This window comes from Streptomyces humidus (assembly GCF_014649655.1).
GTDB lineage: Bacteria > Actinomycetota > Actinomycetes > Streptomycetales > Streptomycetaceae > Streptomyces > Streptomyces humidus.
Window position 1 is genome coordinate 40310 of sequence record NZ_BMTL01000032.1, and the last position, 17532, is coordinate 57841.

General features: G+C 69.0%; 15 protein-coding genes. 3 read left to right on the forward strand and 12 right to left on the reverse strand.

Annotation, left to right across the window (positions count from 1 at the left end; all coding sequences use genetic code 11):
- Positions 1-225 precede the first annotated feature (225 nt).
- Positions 226-420: a hypothetical protein gene (locus IE239_RS31300; RefSeq protein ID WP_190152812.1), complete on the reverse strand. Its 195-nt coding sequence runs from the start codon at positions 418-420 to the stop codon at positions 226-228.
- 179 nt (positions 421-599) lie between these two features.
- Here IE239_RS31300 and IE239_RS31305 point away from each other — a divergent pair, with 179 nt between their 5' ends.
- Positions 600-2726 carry a S9 family peptidase gene (locus IE239_RS31305; RefSeq protein ID WP_190152813.1) on the forward strand — a complete coding sequence of 709 codons (2127 nt, stop codon included), beginning with the start codon at positions 600-602 and terminating at the stop codon, positions 2724-2726.
- Positions 2727-2892: 166 nt separating this feature from the next.
- On the opposite strand, the gene IE239_RS31310 is transcribed toward IE239_RS31305, so the two are convergent.
- The 6 genes from IE239_RS31310 to IE239_RS31335 all read right to left on the reverse strand — a co-directional run bounded on the left by IE239_RS31310 (position 2893) and on the right by IE239_RS31335 (position 9108).
- Positions 2893-3933: an ABC transporter ATP-binding protein gene (locus IE239_RS31310; RefSeq protein WP_190152814.1), complete on the reverse strand. Its 1041-nt coding sequence runs from the start codon at positions 3931-3933 to the stop codon at positions 2893-2895.
- The gene (locus IE239_RS31315) at positions 3926-4960 is read right to left on the reverse strand and encodes an ABC transporter ATP-binding protein (RefSeq protein WP_190152815.1); all 1035 of its coding nucleotides are present in this window, start codon (positions 4958-4960) and stop codon (positions 3926-3928) included. The genes IE239_RS31310 and IE239_RS31315 overlap by 8 nt, the downstream gene beginning before the upstream one ends.
- Positions 4961-4967: 7 nt before the next feature.
- A complete protein-coding gene (locus IE239_RS31320) occupies positions 4968-6008 on the reverse strand; it encodes an ABC transporter permease (RefSeq protein ID WP_190152816.1) in 1041 nt (346 codons plus the stop codon).
- A complete protein-coding gene (locus tag IE239_RS31325; RefSeq protein ID WP_190152817.1) occupies positions 6001-6924 on the reverse strand; it encodes an ABC transporter permease in 924 nt (307 codons plus the stop codon). The genes IE239_RS31320 and IE239_RS31325 overlap by 8 nt, the downstream gene beginning before the upstream one ends.
- A gap of 6 nt (positions 6925-6930) precedes the next feature.
- Entirely contained in the window at positions 6931-8556 is a 1626-nt protein-coding gene (locus IE239_RS31330) for a peptide ABC transporter substrate-binding protein (protein ID WP_190152818.1), read from the reverse strand.
- Positions 8557-8808: 252 nt separating this feature from the next.
- Positions 8809-9108: a helix-turn-helix domain-containing protein gene (locus tag IE239_RS31335; protein WP_190152819.1), complete on the reverse strand. Its 300-nt coding sequence runs from the start codon at positions 9106-9108 to the stop codon at positions 8809-8811.
- Between the two features lie 526 nt (positions 9109-9634).
- Here IE239_RS31335 and IE239_RS31340 point away from each other — a divergent pair.
- A complete protein-coding gene (locus IE239_RS31340; RefSeq protein ID WP_190152820.1) occupies positions 9635-10174 on the forward strand; it encodes a hypothetical protein in 540 nt (179 codons plus the stop codon).
- A 72-nt stretch (positions 10175-10246) separates the two neighbouring features.
- Here IE239_RS31340 and IE239_RS31345 read toward each other — a convergent pair whose 3' ends face one another.
- The 5 genes from IE239_RS31345 to IE239_RS31365 all read right to left on the reverse strand — a co-directional run bounded on the left by IE239_RS31345 (position 10247) and on the right by IE239_RS31365 (position 16081).
- Positions 10247-11395, reverse strand: coding sequence for an ABC transporter ATP-binding protein (locus tag IE239_RS31345; RefSeq protein WP_229878422.1), 1149 nt, complete (start codon positions 11393-11395; stop codon positions 10247-10249).
- Positions 11388-12443 (reverse strand): ABC transporter ATP-binding protein, encoded by a 1056-nt coding sequence (locus tag IE239_RS31350; protein WP_190152821.1) that lies wholly within the window; start codon positions 12441-12443, stop codon positions 11388-11390. The genes IE239_RS31345 and IE239_RS31350 overlap by 8 nt, the downstream gene beginning before the upstream one ends.
- 11 nt (positions 12444-12454) lie before the next feature.
- On the reverse strand, positions 12455-13393 hold the full coding sequence (locus tag IE239_RS31355) for an ABC transporter permease (RefSeq protein WP_190152822.1): 939 nt from the start codon (positions 13391-13393) through the stop codon (positions 12455-12457).
- On the reverse strand, positions 13386-14312 hold the full coding sequence (locus tag IE239_RS31360) for an ABC transporter permease (protein ID WP_190152823.1): 927 nt from the start codon (positions 14310-14312) through the stop codon (positions 13386-13388). The genes IE239_RS31355 and IE239_RS31360 overlap by 8 nt, the downstream gene beginning before the upstream one ends.
- Positions 14313-14464: 152 nt before the next feature.
- Positions 14465-16081 carry a peptide ABC transporter substrate-binding protein gene (locus IE239_RS31365; protein WP_190152824.1) on the reverse strand — a complete coding sequence of 539 codons (1617 nt, stop codon included), beginning with the start codon at positions 16079-16081 and terminating at the stop codon, positions 14465-14467.
- Positions 16082-16743: 662 nt separating this feature from the next.
- Between IE239_RS31365 and IE239_RS31370 the strand changes: the two genes are divergently transcribed.
- Entirely contained in the window at positions 16744-17529 is a 786-nt protein-coding gene (locus IE239_RS31370; RefSeq protein WP_190152825.1) for an AfsR/SARP family transcriptional regulator, read from the forward strand.
- The last annotated feature ends 3 nt before the right edge of the window (positions 17530-17532 follow it).

A 17532-nucleotide genomic window follows, 5' to 3' on the forward strand; every position in this document is an offset into this window, starting at 1 on the left:
CCTGGGAACCGGAACCGTGGACGGTCAGGAGGGGCTGGTACCCCTACAGGCGGCCGCAGTCGGGCGAGCCCGCGCCGGCTCCCGCAGCCGATCGTCAGCGTTGATCTCGTCCACGCGCCCCCGCCCTCGGCACTGCCGCTTCTGCGACCGGCGCGGGTGCGGAACAGGGCAGCCGTGCGGCGGGCTCCGGTCGGTCGCCCGCCGGAACCCGCACACGACCACGCGTCAGAACTTGATGCTGCCGATCACGCTCGCCACGCTCGTCGTCAGATCGCTGATCGTGGGCGCGACCGTCGAGGAGGCCAGATAGAAGCCGAGCAGGACGCAGACGACAGCGTGCCCGCCCTTCAGCCCCGACTTCTTGACCAGCAGGAAGACGACGATCGCCAGCAGCACCACCGCCGAAATCGAGAGTGCCACGGCGGTTCACCTCCAAGGACCCGGGAACGTGGGGGACAACAGATCGAGGGAACGGGTAAGTCCGTACATCAGCCAGCAGGTTCATACCCACACAGCGCTAGTGATCATAACTATGTGTGGACGCGCATCTCTCGGCGCACAGCCGCACAAGGGGGGAGCATGGCCAATATGGTCGGGGTATGACGACCGACTCCGGCTCCTTCCCCCGCAGGCACGCCCGCACCCAGCGTTTCACCCTCGGCGCGCCGCGTTCGTTCACGGTGGCCCCCGACGGCTCGCGGGTCGTGTTCCTGCGGTCCGGCTCCGGCACGGACCGCGCGGGCGCCCTGTGGGTCCTCGATCCGGCCGACGGCACGGAACGCCTCGCCGCCGACCCGGGCACCCTGCTCGGCGGCGCCTCAGAGGACCTCTCGCCCGAGGAACGGGCGCGCCGCGAGCGCAGCCGCGAGGGCGGCGCCGGCATCGTCGGCTATGCCACCGACGAGGCCGTGGAGCTGGCGTCTTTCGCCTTGTCAGGGCGGCTTTTCACGGCCGAGCTGCGGGCCGGGACGGCCGCCGAACTCCCGGTCGCCGGGCCGGTGATCGACCCCCGGCCGTCTCCCGACGGGCGGCTCGTCGCGTACGTCGCGGGAGGCGCTCTGCGGGTGGTGGGCGCCGGGGGCGAGGACGACCGGGCGGTGGCGCAGCCGGAATCGGACACGGTTTCCTATGGATTGGCCGAGTTCATCGCGGCCGAGGAGATGGGTCGCCTGCGCGGTTTCTGGTGGGCTCCGGAGTCGGATCGGCTGCTGGTCGCGAGGGTGGACGACACGCCGGTGGAGCGGTGGTGGATCTCGGATCCGGCCCAGCCGAAACGTGACCCACAACACGTGCCCTACCCGGCCGCCGGGACGGCCAACGCGGAGGTGCGGCTGTTCGTGTTCGGGCTCGACGGGGTGCGTACCGAGGTCTCCTGGGACCGTTCGCGCTACCCGTATCTGGCGCGGGTGCACTGGTCAGGGGCGGGGGCGCCGCTGCTGCTCGTACAGGCTCGCGACCAGCGCAGTCAGCTGTTTCTGGCGGTGGACACCGAGTCCGGGACGACCCGGATGGTGCATGCCGACGAAGATCGGATTTGGCTGGAACTTTTCCCCGGCGTGCCGTGCTGGAGCCCCTCCGGACAGCTGGTCCGGATCGCGGACGAGGGTGGTGCGCGGGTGCTCGCGGTGGGCGAACGCCCCCTCACCGGAGCCCAGTTGCATGTGCGGGCGGTGCTGGACGTGACGGCGGACGACGTGCTGGTCTCGGCTTCCGCCGGGGAGGACGCGGTCGCGCCGGAGATCGGCGAGGTGCACGTCTACCGCGTCAACGAGCTCGGCGTGGAGCGCCTCTCCCAGGAGCCCGGGGTGCACTCGGCGGTGCGTGCGGGGTCGGTGACCGTCATGGTGTCGGCGGTGCCGGACCGGCCGGGGAGCGTGGCGCGGGTACTGCGCGAGGGGAAGCAGGCGGCGACCGTCCGGTCATATGCGGAGGATCCAGGTCTGTCCCCCCGCGTGACGTTCACCGAAGGGGGCGCACGGCGCATCCCGTGCGCCGTGCTTATGCCTACGGACTACCCCGGTGACACCCCTCTGCCGGTCCTCCTGGACCCCTACGGCGGGCCGCACGGCCAGCGGGTGCTGGCCGCGCACAACGCGCATCTCACCTCGCAGTGGTTCGCCGACCAGGGCTTCGCCGTGATCGTCGCCGACGGCCGGGGCACACCGGGCCGCTCCCCCGCCTGGGAGAAGGCGATCAAGGACGAGGTGGCCGCGATCACCTTGCAGGACCAGGTGGACGCCCTGCACGCGCTCGCCGAACGCTTCCCGCTCGACCTGAACCGGGTGGCCGTGCGCGGCTGGTCCTTCGGCGGCTACCTGGCCGGACTCGCGGCGCTGCGCCGCCCCGACGTCTTCCATGCGGCGGTGGTCGGCGCCCCGGTCACCGACCTGCGCCTGTACGACACGCACTACCAGGAGCGCTACCTCGGCCACCCCGGCGAACACCCGGAGGTCTACCGGCGCAACTCGCTGATCGACGACGAGGGTCTGGTGGACGCGGTCGAGCCGGCCCGCCCGATGCTGATCATCCACGGGCTGGCGGACGACAACGTGGTGGTCGCCCACTCGCTGCGGCTGTCCTCGGCGCTGCTCGCCGCCGGCCGGCCGCACGAGGTGCTGCCCCTGTCCGGCGTGACCCACATGACCCCGCAGGAGCAGGTCGCCGAGAACCTGCTGCACCTGCAGCTGGACTTCCTCCGCCGCTCGCTGGGCCTCGTCCGGCCCTGACACGGGCAACGGGCCGGGGCGACATGATGCGCCCCGGCCCGTTCACGGCACCCGCACGGCCGTACGCTGTTCAGCCTGACGCGTCCGTATATCGGATACGGGTCGGCCAAGTTGCCTGCGTGTTAACGGGGTTGCAGCGCAAACGCACAGGTGTGCGCCGCCCTGGTCAGGCCTCCCGTTCCTCCGGGGGGACCACCTGTTTCTCCTCCGCGAAGTGGCAGGCCGAGGCGTGGGCCGCGGGGCCCGTGGCGAACCGGAACTCCGCCGGGACGGCCAGCGCCGGCACCTCCAGGGCGCAGCGCTCCCGCGCCTTCCAGCAGCGGGTGCGGAAGCGGCAGCCGGAGGGGATGTCCGTCGGGGACGGCACGTCGCCCGCCAGGATGATCCGCTCCCGGTGCTCCCGCGCCTCCGGGTCCGGCACCGGGACCGCGGAGAGCAGGGCCTGGGTGTAGGGGTGCGTGGGGTGGTCGTAGATCTCGGCGTCGCGGCCGGTCTCCACGATCCGTCCGAGGTACATGACCCCGACCCGGTCCGAGATGTGCCGGACGATCGACAGGTCGTGCGCGATGAAGAGGTAGGACAGGTCGAACTCGCTCTGCAGCCGGTCCATCAGGTTGATCACCTGCGCCTGGACCGACACGTCCAGCGCGGACACCGGCTCGTCGGCGACGATCACCTCCGGGCGCAGGGCCAGCCCGCGCGCGATGCCGATGCGCTGGCGCTGGCCGCCGGAGAACTGGTGCGGGTAGCGGTTGATGTACTCGGGGTTGAGACCGACGACGTCCAGCAGGTCCTGGACCCGTCTGCGCCGGTCGCCCTTGGGCGCCGCCTCGGGGTGGATCTCGAAGGGCTCCCCGATGATGTCGCCCACGGTCATGCGCGGGTTGAGGGAGGTGTACGGGTCCTGGAAGACCATCTGGATGTTGCGGCGGACGGCCTTCAGGGCCCGGCCCGACAGCCTGGTGACGTCCTCGCCCTTGTAGCGGATCCGCCCCTGCGTCGGCCGCTCCAGGCTGACCAGCATCCTGGCGACGGTCGACTTGCCGCAGCCGGACTCCCCCACGATGCCCAGGGTCTCGCCCCGGCCGAGCGTGAAGTCGACGCCGTCGACGGCCTTCACCGCGCCGACGTGCTTGCGGAAGACGATGCCCTGTGTCAGCGGGTAGTGCTTGTGCAGCCCGCTGACCTCCAGAACCGGCTCAGCCATGCAGGCACTCCCTCCAGAAGTGGCACGCGCTCGTGCGGTCGGCGCGCCGCTCGGCGGCCCCGGCGATCCCTGCGGCAGCGATCCCAGTGGCAGCGACGGCCCCGGTGACCTCGTACAGCGGCGGCACGTCCGTGCGGCACACGTCCTGGGCCGCCGGGCAGCGCGGGTTGAAGGCGCAGCCCGGCGGGATGTTCATCAGGTTGGGCGGCAGGCCCTTGATGGCGTAGAGCTCCTGGCCCTTCTGGTCCAGGCGCGGGATCGAGTCGAGCAGACCGCGGGTGTACGGGTGGGCCGGGGCCTTGTAGATGTCGTGGACCGGGGCGGACTCGACGATCCGGCCCGCGTACATCACGGCGATGCGGTCGGCGACGTCCGCGACGACGCCCAGGTCGTGGGTGATGAGGATGAGGCCCATGTGGTACTCGCGCTGCAACTCCGCGAGCAGGTCCATGACCTGGGCCTGGACCGTGACGTCCAGGGCGGTGGTGGGCTCGTCGGCGATGATGAGCGCCGGTTCCAGGGCCATCGCCATCGCGATCATGATGCGCTGGCGCATCCCCCCGGAGAACTGGTGCGGGTAGTCCCTGACGCGTTCGCGGGCGGCCGGGATGCGGACCCGGTCCATCAGCTCGACGGCCCTGGCCCGCGCGTCCTTCCTCGACATGCCGCGGTGCACGACGAACATCTCGCCGAGCTGGTCGCCGACCGAGATCACGGGGTTCAGCGACGACAGCGCGTCCTGGAAGATCATCGCCATCTCGGCGCCCCGTACCTTCCTGCGGTCCTCCTCCTTGAGCTTGAGCAGGTCCGTGCCCCGGAAGACGATCTCGCCGGAGGCGATCCGGCCGGGCGGCATGTCGAGGATGCCCATGATCGCCTGGGCGGTGACGGACTTGCCGGAGCCGGACTCGCCGAGCACGGCGAGGGTCTCGCCCGCGTCCACGCCGTAGCTGACGCCGTTGACGGCCCGGGCGATCCCGTCCCGGGTGCGGAACTCCACGTGCAGGTCGCGTACTTCGAGCAGCATCCGGCCGTCACCTCAGCTTCGGGTCGAGGGCGTCGCGCACCGCGTCGCCGAGCATGATGAACGCCAGGACCGTGACGGCCAGCGCGCCCGAGGGCCACAGCAGGGCGTGCGGGGCGTTGCGGATGTAGGGGGAGGCGGCGGAGATGTCGATGCCCCAGGAGACGGTCGGCGGCTTCAGGCCGACGCCGAGGTACGACAGGGTCGCCTCCAGCGAGATGTACGTGCCGAGCGCGATGGTCGCCACGACGATGACCGGGGCGACCGCGTTCGGGGTGATGTGGCGCAGCAGGACACGGGAGTGGGAGGCGCCCAGGGCGCGGGCGGCCTGGACGTAGTCGTGCTGCTTGGCGGTGATCACCGAGCCGCGGGCGATGCGGGAGATCTGCGGCCAGCCGAGCAGCACCATGAACCCGATGACGGGCCAGACGGTGTTGCTCGTCACCACGGAGAGCAGGACGAGGCCGCCGAGGACGACCGGGATGGCGAAGAAGATGTCGGTGATCCGGGACAGGACGGAGTCCCCCGCCCCGCCGAAGAAGCCGGCGAGACCGCCGAGCACGCTGCCGAGCAGGGCGACGCCGAGCGTGGCCAGGAAACCGACCGTGACCGACGTGCGGGCGCCGTAGACCACGCGGGTGTAGACGTCGCAGCCCTGGCCGTCGAAGCCGAAGGGGTGGCCCGGCTGGGAGCCTTCCTGGGCCTTGGACAGCTCGCACTTGAGGGGGCTCATCCAGGTGATGGAGCCGGGCCACAGGGAGATGAAGACCAGGAAGAGGATGACCAGCGCGGCCACGATGAAGACGGGGTTGCGGCGCAGTTCGCGCCAGGCGTCGGACCACAGGGAGCGAGCCCGTTCGCCCGCGGCCCCCTCCGCGTCCCCCTCAGCGTCCCGCTCGGGCGGTCCCGCGTCCGGCGGCCTCTCCAGGGTCTCGCCCTCCGCCGTGGCCAGGTCCATCGCCCCGCCCATGCCGGTGTCGGCGACGGCGCCGTTCTGAGGCGTACGGGCCGCGCCCGGCAGCTGGTACTCGGGCGGCGTCGGCTCAGGCATAGCGGATCCTCGGGTCGAGTACGGCGTACAGGAGGTCGACGAGCAGGTTGGCCACCAGGAAGACCAGGACGAGGACGGTCACGAAGCCGACGACGGTCTGGGTGTTCTGGCGGAGGATGCCCTGGTAGAGCTGGTAGCCGACGCCGTGGATGTTGAAGATGCGCTCGGTGACGATCGCGCCGCCCATCAGGGCGCCGATGTCGGTCCCGATGAACGTCACGACGGGGATGAGGGAGTTGCGCAGCAGGTGCCGGGTGACGACCCGGCGCCGGGGCAGCCCCTTGGCGACGGCCGTGCGCACGTAGTCGGACCGCTTGTTCTCCGCGATGGAGGTGCGGGTCAGCCGGGTGACGTACGCCAGGGACACGGAGGCCAGCACCAGGCCCGGCACGATCAGTTCGCCGAAGGTGGCCTCGGTGGAGACCGAGGGCTTGATCCAGCCCCACTCGACGCCGAGCAGCAGTTGCAGCAGCAGACCGGTGACGAAGGTGGGGACGGAGATGACCACGAGGGTGAGCAGCAGCACCCCCGTGTCGACGGGCCGGCCCCGGCGCAGGCCCGTCACGACGCCGAGGACGATGCCGATGACGATCTCGAAGAGGATCGCGACGATCGTCAGCCGGACGGTGACCGGGAACGCCGACGCCATCAGCTCGGTGACCGGCTGGCCGTTGAACGCCGTGCCGAAGTCTCCGGTGAAGATGTTCCCCAGGTAGGTCAGGTACTGCTGCCAGACCGGCTTGTCGAGGCCGAACTCCTTCCTCAGCTGGGCGGCGGTGGCCGGGTCGCACTGCCGGTCGCCGCACAGACCCGCGACGGGGTCGCCCATCACGTTCACCATCAGGAAGATCAGCAGCGTGGCCCCGATGAACACCGGGATCATCTGGAGCAGACGCCGGACCACGTACCGGCCCATGGCGGGTCAGCCGACCTTGATCTCGTCGTAGACCGGGACGGAGAACGGGTTGAGCTTGACGTCGGAGAGCCGCTCCGAGTAGCCGGCGCTGCCGTTCTGGTACCAGAGCGGGATGGCGGCCATGTTGTCGCGGACGACCCCCTCGGCCTGCTGGAAGAGCTGCACGGCCTTGGCGCTGTCGGTCTCGGTGTTGGCCTGGTTGACGAGCGAGTCGAACTGCTTGTTCGACCATTTGCCGTCGTTGGAGGAGGCATTCGTGTAGTAGAGCGGCTGGAGGAAGTTCTGGATGAGGGGGTAGTCCATCTGCCACCCCGCCCGGAAGGGGCCGCTCATCTTCCGTTCGCCGATCTGGGTGCGGAAGTCCGCGAAGGTGCCGACCGGATTGCCGACGCAGGCCTTCTCGTTGTCGAGGGCGTTGTTGATCGAGTTGCAGACCGCGTCGACCCACTGCTTGTGCGATCCGGCGTCCGCGTTGTAGCTGATCTTCACCTGGCCGCCGGGGAGGCCGCCGCCCTCCTTGATGAGCTGCTTCGCGGCCACGGGGTCGTAGTCGCAGGCGTCCCCGCACAGGCCCGCCTTGAAGCCGCCCTCCGCGCCGAGCACCGGGGAGGTCCAGTCGGTGGCGGGGGTGCGGGTCTTCTGGAAGATCGTCTCGGTGATCTGCTTGCGGTCGATGGCGCGGGACAGGCCGGTGCGGACCTTGGCCGAGCCCGCGGTGTTCCACTTCGGGTCGTAGAACGGGAAGGCGAGCGTCTGGATGATGCCGGCCGGCGTGTTGAGGTAGCGGTCGCCCAGGTCGGCCTTGACGTTCTTGAGCTGGGCCGCGGGCACGTCGTCGACCACGTCGAGGTTGCCGGCCAGCAGGTCGGTGTAGGCCGTGTTGTTGTCGGTGTAGACCTTCAGGGTCACGCCGCCGTTCTGCGCCTTGTCGTCGCCCGGGTAGCCGTCCCACTTCTTCAGGACCATCTGGGAGCCCTTGGTGTACGAGTCGATCGCGTACGGACCGTTTCCGACCGGTTTCTTCAGCCAGCCGGCGTGGTCGCTGAAGAAGGACTGGGGCAGCGGCGCGAACGCGGGGTAGCCCAGGGTGTCGGGGAAGGTGGAGAACTTCTGCGTGAGCCTGACGGTGAAGGTCCTGTCGTCGACGACCTTCAGGCCGGAGAGGGCGGCGGCGGTCTGCTTGCCCGTCTCGGGGTGCACCTGGGCGTAGCCGTCGATGTACTGGAAGAAGTACGCGGTCTTCTGGTTGTTCTTCAGGCTCGCGCCGTAGTTCCAGGCGTCGACGAAGGACTTCGCCGTCACCTTCTCGCCGTTGCTGAACGTCCAGCCGTCCTTGACGGTGATGGTGAAGTTCTGGGAGTCCTTGGTGTCGATCTTCTCGGCCAGCATGTCCTCGGCCGCCCCCGTCTGCGGGTTGTACTTCTTCAGGCTGCGGAAGATCATGTCGAGGACCTTGCCGCCCTGCACCTCGTTGGTGTTGGCCGGCTCCAGCGGGTTCTGCGGGTCTCCCCAGGACGAGCTGAGCACCGCGCCGCCGTCTCCGGCCCCGCTCGCCTGGCCCCCGCAGGCCGTCGCCGTGAGCGCCGCTGCCGCCGCCAGAGCGGCCCACCTGGCGTGCGTGGCTCCCCGCATGGATGCCTCCTCGTTGACCGCGCGCCTGTCCTGAAACGGCGACGTGCCGCCGACGCCAGGATTCTGATCCTCTGCCAGTCAATATCGGCATATTGCGCAAAAGGTGCACCCTCACCACACCCGTACGGGTTGTGTCGGGGCCGGGAGGCGGTCGATCGGCCCGGCCGGGCCGTCCGGGGGCGTGCCCGGAGCACGCGGACGTCCCGCGCCTGCACGGCACGGGACGTCATGGAGCCGTTCTCGGGCGTCCGCTCAGCGGGGCGGCGCCTTGAAGACCACGTGGACCGCGCCGTGCGGCGACAGCGAGATCAGCAGGTTCGACGACAGGGCCGCCGCCAGCCGTTCCAGCAACGGCAGCGTCGGCACCCCGCGTCCGTGTTCCAGCCGCGACAGCGCACCCTGGCTCATGCCCGCCTGCGCGGCGAGCCGTTCCTGGGTCAGCCCCAGCTCCAGCCTCCTGGCCCGTACGGCCACCCCGAAGGGTCTCCCGAGCCACTCGCCCGGCACCGGGCCGCCGGCGCCGGCTCCCCTGCGATGCGTCGCAGCCAACACTTCGTCACTCTCCCCGTTCGTCACAGCAGTCGGCGCCCCGCGCACGCCGGAAGGGGCACGCGAGCCGCTCTGCAGGTCAGGACCGCCCGCCGACGGCGGGCGGTTCCGGGCTTGGGGAAGACTTGAGGGGGGCCTGTCATACCGCTCGATGCATGGCGTTCCAGGATGAGACGTTCCTCACGGCATACAGACCGAGTGATGGTGACGTAGCGCGCAGAAGCACCCAATCGCACGCGTCCGCGTCTTCTCGCGTTCCCGTCCGCGCGGTTTGCCCGGCACCGGTCGCGGCTGTCAATGCCCGTCGGCGAACAGGGCGGCGGCCGCGTCCGGCCGGCCGTTTGCACTCCGTCGGCGCACGGCCGATTCTGGCGTCGCGCTCCGGTGATCACCCGCCCGACTGCCCACCGCGGCAGGCCGGCAGGGCTTCTCACGGGGGTTCTGGTGAGTACGTCGAGACCGCCTGGAGCGCACACAGGCAGCCCGGCGCGAGCCGTCTGCCGGCTTACTCACTCGAAGGGAAAAGTGCGTGCGGAAGATCGCAAGTACCCTGATCACCACCGCCGTCGTCGCGGGCGGCATCGTGGGCGGCGTGGCCGCGCCGGCCTCGGCCGCGTGCGCGCCGAACCCGGGAACCGGCTACCACATCACCAACAAGTCCACGGTGAGCACGCCGACCAACCTGCACAGCGACTGGATGTACGACAACCTCGGCGGCAACCTCACCTACAACCACTCGGCGACCGCCACGGTGAGCGCCAGCGGCACGGCGGGCGTCGAGGCCGAGGCCGGGGTCATCTTCGCGAAGGCGAGCACGTCGTTCAGCGTGACCGTCGGCAAGTCGTGGTCGAAGTCCAACAGCTGGACGTACTCGATCCCGGCGAAGAACAAGGCGGGCAAGACCAAGGTCCGCATGACGATGTTCCACGAGTCGAAGAAGTTCAAGGCCACGAAGTTCACGTACTACTACGACGGCCACTGCAAGTACCACGAGAGCACGAAGTGGGCGAAGTGGTTCACCGCCCCGGTCAAGAAGGACGCCAACGTCTGGGGCCTGGAGTGGAAGTAGCGTGACGAGAGCGGCCCGCCGGGAATCCCGGCGGGCCGCTCTCGTGTGTGCGGGCGCGCGTCGCCCGTCGGGTCACCCCGCGTGGACGACGTCCTTCTCCTCCGCGAAGTGGCAGGCCGACTCGTGGGCCGCCGGCGTGTCCAGCCCCTTGAAGCGCTCGGGGACGGCCAGGAGAGGAGTCTCCTCGGCGCACTTGTCCTGGGCCTTCCAGCAGCGGGTGCGGAAGCTGCAGCCGGACGGCGGGTTGGCCGGCGACGGCACGTCACCGGTGAGGATGATCCGCTCGCGGCCCTCTCGGGCGTCCGGGTCGGGCACCGGGACCGCCGACAGCAGCGCCTGCGTGTACGGGTGCGTCGGGTGCTCGTAGATCTGCTCGTCGGAGCCGATCTCGGCGATCCGGCCGAGGTACATCACGCCGACCCGGTCCGAGATGTGCCGGACGATCGACAGGTCGTGCGCGATGAAGACGTAGGACAGGTTGAACTCGTCCTGCAGTCGCTCCATCAGGTTGATGACCTGGGCCTGGACGGACACGTCCAGGGCGGAGACCGGCTCGTCGCAGATGATGACCTCGGGGTTGAGCGCCAGGCCGCGGGCGATGCCGATGCGCTGACGCTGACCGCCCGAGAACTGGTGCGGGTAGCGGTTGATGTACTCCGGGTTCAGACCGACGACGTCCAGCAGCTCGCGCACCCGCTGACGCCGGTCGCCCTTGGGGGCCACCTCGGGGTGGATGTCGAAGGGCTCGCCGATGATGTCGCCCACCGTCATGCGCGGGTTGAGCGAGGTGTACGGGTCCTGGAAGATCATCTGGATGTTCCGGCGGACCGCCTTCAGCGCCCGCCCGGACAGCTTGGTGATGTCCTGGCCCTTGTAGAAGACCTCGCCGGCCGTCGCCTTCTCCAGGTTCATCAGAACCTTGGCGACCGTCGACTTGCCGCAGCCGGACTCCCCCACGATGCCCAGGGTCTCGCCCTGGTACAGGTCGAAGGAGACACCGTCGACGGCCTTCACCGCGCCGACGTGCCGCTTGACGATGATGCCCTGCGTCAGCGGGAAGTGCTTGACGAGGTTGCGCACCTGGAGGATCGGTTCGCCCCGCTCGACGGGCGCGTCGAGAGCGGCGACCTTCTCCTCCACCGAGTGCGCGTCGGCGACCTCCAGCGGGGAGACGTTGGGCGTGGCGTCCCCGGGCTCGGTGGCCTCGGTCGTGTCAGCCATGGATCGTCTCCTTCCAGAAGTGGCACGCGCTGGCGCGGCCGGGCAGTGCCGTCCCGTCCTGCTCGGTCACCTGGACCAGCGGCGGGACGTCCGTGCGGCACACGTCCTGCGCGCGGTCGCAACGGGGGTTGAAGGCACAGCCCCGCGGCACCTTCAGCAGGTTGGGCGGCAGGCCCCGGATCGCGTAGAGCTCCTGGCCCTTCTGGTCCAGACGCGGGATCGAGTCGAGCAGACCGCGGGTGTAGGGGTGGGCGGGGCGCTTGTACAGCTCGTGCACCGGCGCGGTCTCCACGATCCGGCCCGCGTACATCACCGCGATCTTGTCGGCGACGTCCGCGACCACACCGAGGTCGTGGGTGATGAGGATCAGGCCCATCCGGTACTCGCGCTGCAACTCCGCGAGCAGGTCCATCACCTGGGCCTGGACGGTCACGTCGAGGGCCGTGGTCGGCTCGTCGGCGATGATCAGGTCGGGCTCCAGGGCGAGCGCCATCGCGATCATGATGCGCTGGCGCATACCGCCCGAGAACTGGTGCGGGTAGTCGTTCACCCGTGCCGCGGCGGCCGGGATCTTCACCCGGTCCATCAGCTCGACGGCCTTGGCCTTCGCGTCCTTGCGGGACATCCCCTGGTGGACGCGGAACATCTCACCGAGCTGGAAGCCCACGCTGAGCACGGGGTTGAGGGAGGACAGCGCGTCCTGGAAGATCATCGCGATGCGCGCACCGCGGATCTTGCGCCGCTCCTCCTCGGACATGGCGAGCATGTCCCGACCGTGGAAGCGGATCTCGCCCTGGGGGATGCTGGCGGGCGGCATGTCGAGGATGCCCATGATGGCCTGGGCCGTCACGGACTTGCCGGAGCCGGACTCGCCCAGCACGGCGAGGGTCTCCCCGGAGTTCACGGAGTAGTTGACCCCGTTGACGGCCCGGACCACGCCCTCGCGGGTGTGGAACTCGACGTGCAGGTCCCGCACGTCGAGCAGCGGGCCGGTGTCCTCGCCGTCACGCGGAGCCGGGACGGCGTCTGTCTGATCGATGATGGTCACGTACGCCTCCCTCAGCGCATCTTGGGGTCGAAGGCGTCGCGCACCACGTCGCCGAGCATGATGAACGCCAGCACGGTGATGCTCAGGGCGCCGGCCGGGAACAGCAGTGCGTGCGGCGAGGTCAGGAACCGGTCCTGGGCGTCGCTGATCATCAGACCCCACGAGATGTTGGGGTACTGGATGCCGATGCCCAGGTAGGACAGCGCGGCCTCGGCCGCGATGTAGACGCCCAGGTTCATCGTGGTGATGACGATGACGGGGGCGAGCGTGTTCGGCAGGATGTGCCGGAACGCGATCCGTCCCGGGCCCGCGCCGAGCGCACGGGCGGCCGCCACGTAGTCGTTGTACTTGTTGGAGATGACCTCGCCGCGCATGATGCGGAAGACCTGGGGCCAGCCCAGGACCGCCATGATCAGCGACACCGACCAGACGTCGCCGCCGCCCCAGATCGACATGATCAGCAGACCGCCGACGAGCAGCGGCAGGGCCGAGAAGACCTCGGTGACACGGGACAGCACCGCGTCGATCCAGCCGCCGATCAGGCCGGCCAGCATGCCCACCAGACCGCCGATCAGCGTCGTGGCGATGGTGGTCACCACGCCCACGATGATCGAGTTGCGGGCGCCGTACACGGTCCGCGTGTAGATGTCGCAGCCCTGCACGTCGTAGCCGAACAGGTGGCCCGAGGTGGGCGGGGTCATGGAGTTCTGGAGCTGGCAGAAGCCGTCCGAGAACGGGGAGCGCGCCGTGAACAGGCCGGGGACGACCGCCAGGGCGAGCAGGAGCAGGATGACGAGCCCCGACACGATGAACATCGGGCGCTTGCGCAGGTCGGCCCAGCCGTCCTTGAGCAGGCTGGCCTGACGTGCCGCCGCCTTCTCGTCGGCCTCGATCTCCTTGGCGAGGGCGGCCTCGTCGGTGGTCGGCCTCTCTATCGTCTTCTCACTCATAACGGATCCTCGGGTCGAGCACGGCGTACAGCAGGTCGACGAGCAGGTTCGCGACCAGGTAGATCAGCACCAGGAGGGTGACCAGCCCGACGACGACGGGCCGCTCGCGCAGATAGAGGGACTGCGCCAACTGCTGGCCGATGCCGGGCATGTTGAACACGCGCTCGGTGATGATGGCGCCGCCCATGAGGGCCCCGAGGTCGAAGCCCAGGAAGGTGACGACGGGGATCAGGGAGTTGCGCAGGGCGTGCAGACCGATCACCCGGCGCTGCGGCAGACCCTTGGCGATCGCCGTGCGCACGTAGTCCGCGCGGACCGACTCCGTCATGCTCGCCCGGGTGAGCCGGGCGATGTACGCCATCGAGGTCGTGGCCAGCACGATGGCCGGGAGGATGTAGCTCTGCGGCCAGCCCTGCTGGATGCCCGCCACCGGTGTGATCTTGAGGTTCACGCCGAACTCGAGCTGGAGCACGCTGCCCAGGACGAAGACGGGGATCGAGATCAGCACCAGCGTGGAGACCAGCACCACGTTGTCGAGGAACTTGCCGCGCTTCAGCGCGGCGAAGATGCCCGCGACGATGCCGATGACGGCTTCGAGGGCGAACGCGGTCAGTCCCAGCTTCAGCGTGATGGGGAACCGCTGGGACACGAGGTCGGAGACGGCGCGTCCGTTGTACGTCTCGCCGAGATCACCGGTGAAGACACCGCTGATGTAGTGCCAGTACTGCAGGTACAGCGGCTGGTTGAGGTGGTAGTGGTCGCGCAGGATCGCCGCGATGTTCGGGTCGGCGCGCTTGTCGCCGGCCAGTGCCTGGATCGGGTCGCCGGGCAGAGCGAAGACCAGGCAGAAGATGATGAACGTGACGCCAATCGCCACAGGGATGACCTGCAGGAGGCGGCGCACGACGTATCGGCCCATCGGTACTCCAGAGGGGGATGCTCGACCCGCCCGCTGCCGGGAAGGCGGCACTGTCGGACGGGAGACGGCAGAAGGGGTGAGCAGGGGAAGGCCGGTGACCGACCCCCCTGCTCACCCTGTTCCGCTGTGTGTCGGAACTGCTCAGACTCGGGTCAGCTGAGCTTGACCGTGTCCCACAGGATCTGGTGACCGGCGACCTTCATCGACTTGATCTTGTCGCTGAAGCCCGCGTTCATCGTGTAGAAGTACACCGGGATGTACGGCAGGTCCTTGAGCAGGACGTCGTCCGCCTGCTGGTACAGCTTCACGGCCTCTTCGTGCGTCGGGGCCTGGTCGCCCTGCACGAGGAGCTTCTCGAAGTCCTCGTTGACGTAACCCGAGTAGTTCGAGCCGTTGGCGATGGCGTCCTTGGAGAAGACCGGACGGAGGTAGTCCTCCGCGTCCGGGTAGTCCATGCTCCACGCCATCCGGAAGGCGCCGCTGTACTTCTTGGCGTCCAGGTCGTTGAGGATCGTCTGGAACTGCTCGAACGGCTTGGCCGTGACCTTGACGCCCAGGTTCTGCTGGATCTGGTTGGCGACGGCCTCGACCCAGTCCTTGTGGCCGCCGTCGGCGTTGTAGCCGATCTCCAGCGTGTTGCCGGGCAGCCCGCCGCTCTTCTTGTACAGCTCCTTGGCCTTCGCCGGGTTCAGCGTGCAGGCCTCACCGCAGGCGCCCTTGCGGTAGCCGTCGATGATGGGGCTGATGTAGTCGTCCGCGGGGGTGCGTGCGCCGAGGAAGATCTTCTCGGAGATCGTCTTCCGGTCGATCGACATCGACACGGCCTTGCGCAGATCCGCGTTCTGGAAGGCCTTGTTGTACTTGACCGGGAAGCCGATGTAGCCGACGGCCGAGTCGGGCTCGTCGATCGTACGGTTCGGCAGGTCCTTCTTGTACGTCGGCAGACCCGAGGTCGGGATCGTCAGCAGGCTGTCGAGGTTGCCGGCGACGAGGTCCTTGTAGGCGGTGTCCAGGTTCGAGTAGATCTTGAAGTTGACGCCCTTGACCTCGATCTTCGAGGCGTCCGGGTACTTGTCGTACTTCGTGGTGCTGATCGACTCGTTGTGCTTGAACTTGCCCTTCATCTCGAAGGGGCCGTTGCCGATCGGGGCCTCGCCGAAGCCCTTCGGGTCCTTGAAGAACGCCTTGGGCAGCGGCACGAACGCGGTGAACGAGAGCTGCGACGGGAACGCGGAGAACGCGCCGGTGAGGGTGACCTGCAGCGTGTCCTCGCCGACGGCCTTCAGACCCGAGAGCTTGTCGGTCGTGGGCTTCTTGCCCTCGCCCGGGTTCAGGTCGCTGTAGCCCTGGATGTGGCTGAACAGCGGGTTGGTCTGCTGGGCGTTGGTCTGGTTCGCGCCGTAGTTCCAGGCGTCGATGAAGGACTGGGCGGTGACCTTCTCCCCGTTGTGGAAGGTGTAGCCCGGCTTCAGCTTGATCGTCCAGACCTTGTTGTCGGTCGAGTCGATCGACTGCGCCATCGCGTTGACGACCTTGTTGCTGGCGTCAAGCTTGGTCAGCCCCGTGAAGAGGGCGTTGATGACCTGGCCGCCCTCGGTCTCGTACGTGTTGGTGGGAACCAGGCTGTTCTGCGGTTCGCCGATCTCCACCGCCACGGTGCCGTCGCCCTTGGCCGAGCTGCCCGAGTCCCCGCCACCGCCACAGGCCGTCGCACCCAGCGCCACAACGGCGGCTATCGCAACCCACTTGGCGCTCTTGGCACCACGCATGGGGCTCCTCCTCATGAGTCCATTGGTTCACCGCATGAAGGGGCACATGACACCACCGTCACCGGTGCCTGAAACAGTCAGGTGCCCCCCTGGCTCGCGAGTCGCCGCAGCTGCAGCGCGTGACCCGTTCATTCCGAGCTCTACGCGCCTAACTATCTGCCATGGGCGAAGGGCGAACCACACCCGAAAGGTCTCGGTTCGATCACACCTGATGTGTACTTCTTCCAAAATCCGGACAAACAGCTAGCAGAAAGATCCCTGCGAAACGGACTTGTTACACATCTATCGGGGATGGCTGTCCGTATTCCGGACAGCAGGGAGGGGAAAATCACTTGCCTCCGGATCGGCCGTGTGCATCGGCCGTCTCGACTGCCCCTGACGGGGCCTCCCGAAGACGCACGGAGGCGCGCTCGAAGCCGCGCAGGCCGTCCGTTCACACAGCAGGCTAGTGGGAAAACGGCTTGAAGCCGACTCGATGGCGAGGATGAAGGGTTTTCCCTACGTGTCCCTCGACCCCCCTCGACCAGCCCGCTCTCCCGGGCGGCACGCGCCCGCACGCCCGCGTCGATCCCCTCGCGCGCTTCCGTGCAGCATCCATGCGCCACCCGAACACCGCGCGCGCACAGTGGTGACTCAAGTGGTTCGAGGTACGGGGGTACGGCATGGACATCCAGTTGCTGGGCTGCGTGGAGGCCCGCACCCACTCCGGCGACAAGCTGCCGCTTCCGCACGGCACCAAACTGCTGCTGGCGGCGCTGGCATGGACCCCGGGCGTCTTCGTGGCCGACGAGACGCTGATCGAGCGGGTGTGGCAGGAGCGTCGGCCCGTGCGTCCGCGCGACGCGCTCTACATCCAGGCCACCCGGCTGCGCAAAGCGCTGGGGGCCGACGGGCAGCGGAGCGGGAGCTTCGAACTGGCCCGCAGACGGGGCGGGTACGTCCTCGCCGTCGACGAGCGGTCCGTGGACACCGCGCGGTTCCGCGCCCTCGTCCGGCAGGCGCGGCACACCGCCCGCGCCGGCGAGACCGACACGGCTCTCGGTCTCTACGGGCGGGCCCTCGAACTGTGGCACGGCGAGCCGCTGTCCGATGTGCGCACGCCCTGGGCGGAGTCGGCGCGGACGGCGCTGCGGCGCGAGCACCGGGAGGCGCTGATCGGCAGCACGGAGCTGTACCTGCGCGCGGGGCGGCACGAGGAGTGCCTGCCGCAGCTGCACTGGCTCGCCGAGATGCACCCCTTCGACGAGAAGGTCATCGGCCTGCTGATGGTCACCCTGCACCGGAGCGGACGTCAGGCGGACGCGCTGGACTGCTTCCAGCTGCTGCGCCTGCGGATGGTCGACCTCCTCGGCTGCGAGCCGGGTCCGGAACTGCGGTCCCTTCAGGAACGCATCCTGGCCCGCGACCCCCGGCTGGGGCTCGGCAGCGCGTATGCCACGTCCGTCTGAGCG

Bases quoted from the DNA above. Each gene is read 5' to 3' on its own strand.
- IE239_RS31360 (WP_190152823.1), bottom strand. From the start codon at position 14,312: ATGGGCCGATACGTCGTGCGCCGCCTCCTGCAGGTCATCCCTGTGGCG.
- IE239_RS31355 (WP_190152822.1), bottom strand. From the start codon at position 13,393: ATGAGTGAGAAGACGATAGAGAGGCCGACCACCGACGAGGCCGCCCTC.
- IE239_RS31305 (WP_190152813.1), top strand. From the start codon at position 600: ATGACGACCGACTCCGGCTCCTTCCCCCGCAGGCACGCCCGCACCCAG.
- IE239_RS31365 (WP_190152824.1), bottom strand. From the start codon at position 16,081: ATGCGTGGTGCCAAGAGCGCCAAGTGGGTTGCGATAGCCGCCGTTGTG.
- IE239_RS31325 (WP_190152817.1), bottom strand. From the start codon at position 6,924: ATGGGCCGGTACGTGGTCCGGCGTCTGCTCCAGATGATCCCGGTGTTC.
- IE239_RS31345 (WP_229878422.1), bottom strand. From the start codon at position 11,395: ATGGCTGACACGACCGAGGCCACCGAGCCCGGGGACGCCACGCCCAAC.
- IE239_RS31370 (WP_190152825.1), top strand. From the start codon at position 16,744: ATGGACATCCAGTTGCTGGGCTGCGTGGAGGCCCGCACCCACTCCGGC.
- IE239_RS31330 (WP_190152818.1), bottom strand. From the start codon at position 8,556: ATGCGGGGAGCCACGCACGCCAGGTGGGCCGCTCTGGCGGCGGCAGCG.
- IE239_RS31310 (WP_190152814.1), bottom strand. From the start codon at position 3,933: ATGGCTGAGCCGGTTCTGGAGGTCAGCGGGCTGCACAAGCACTACCCG.
- IE239_RS31320 (WP_190152816.1), bottom strand. From the start codon at position 6,008: ATGCCTGAGCCGACGCCGCCCGAGTACCAGCTGCCGGGCGCGGCCCGT.
- IE239_RS31315 (WP_190152815.1), bottom strand. From the start codon at position 4,960: ATGCTGCTCGAAGTACGCGACCTGCACGTGGAGTTCCGCACCCGGGAC.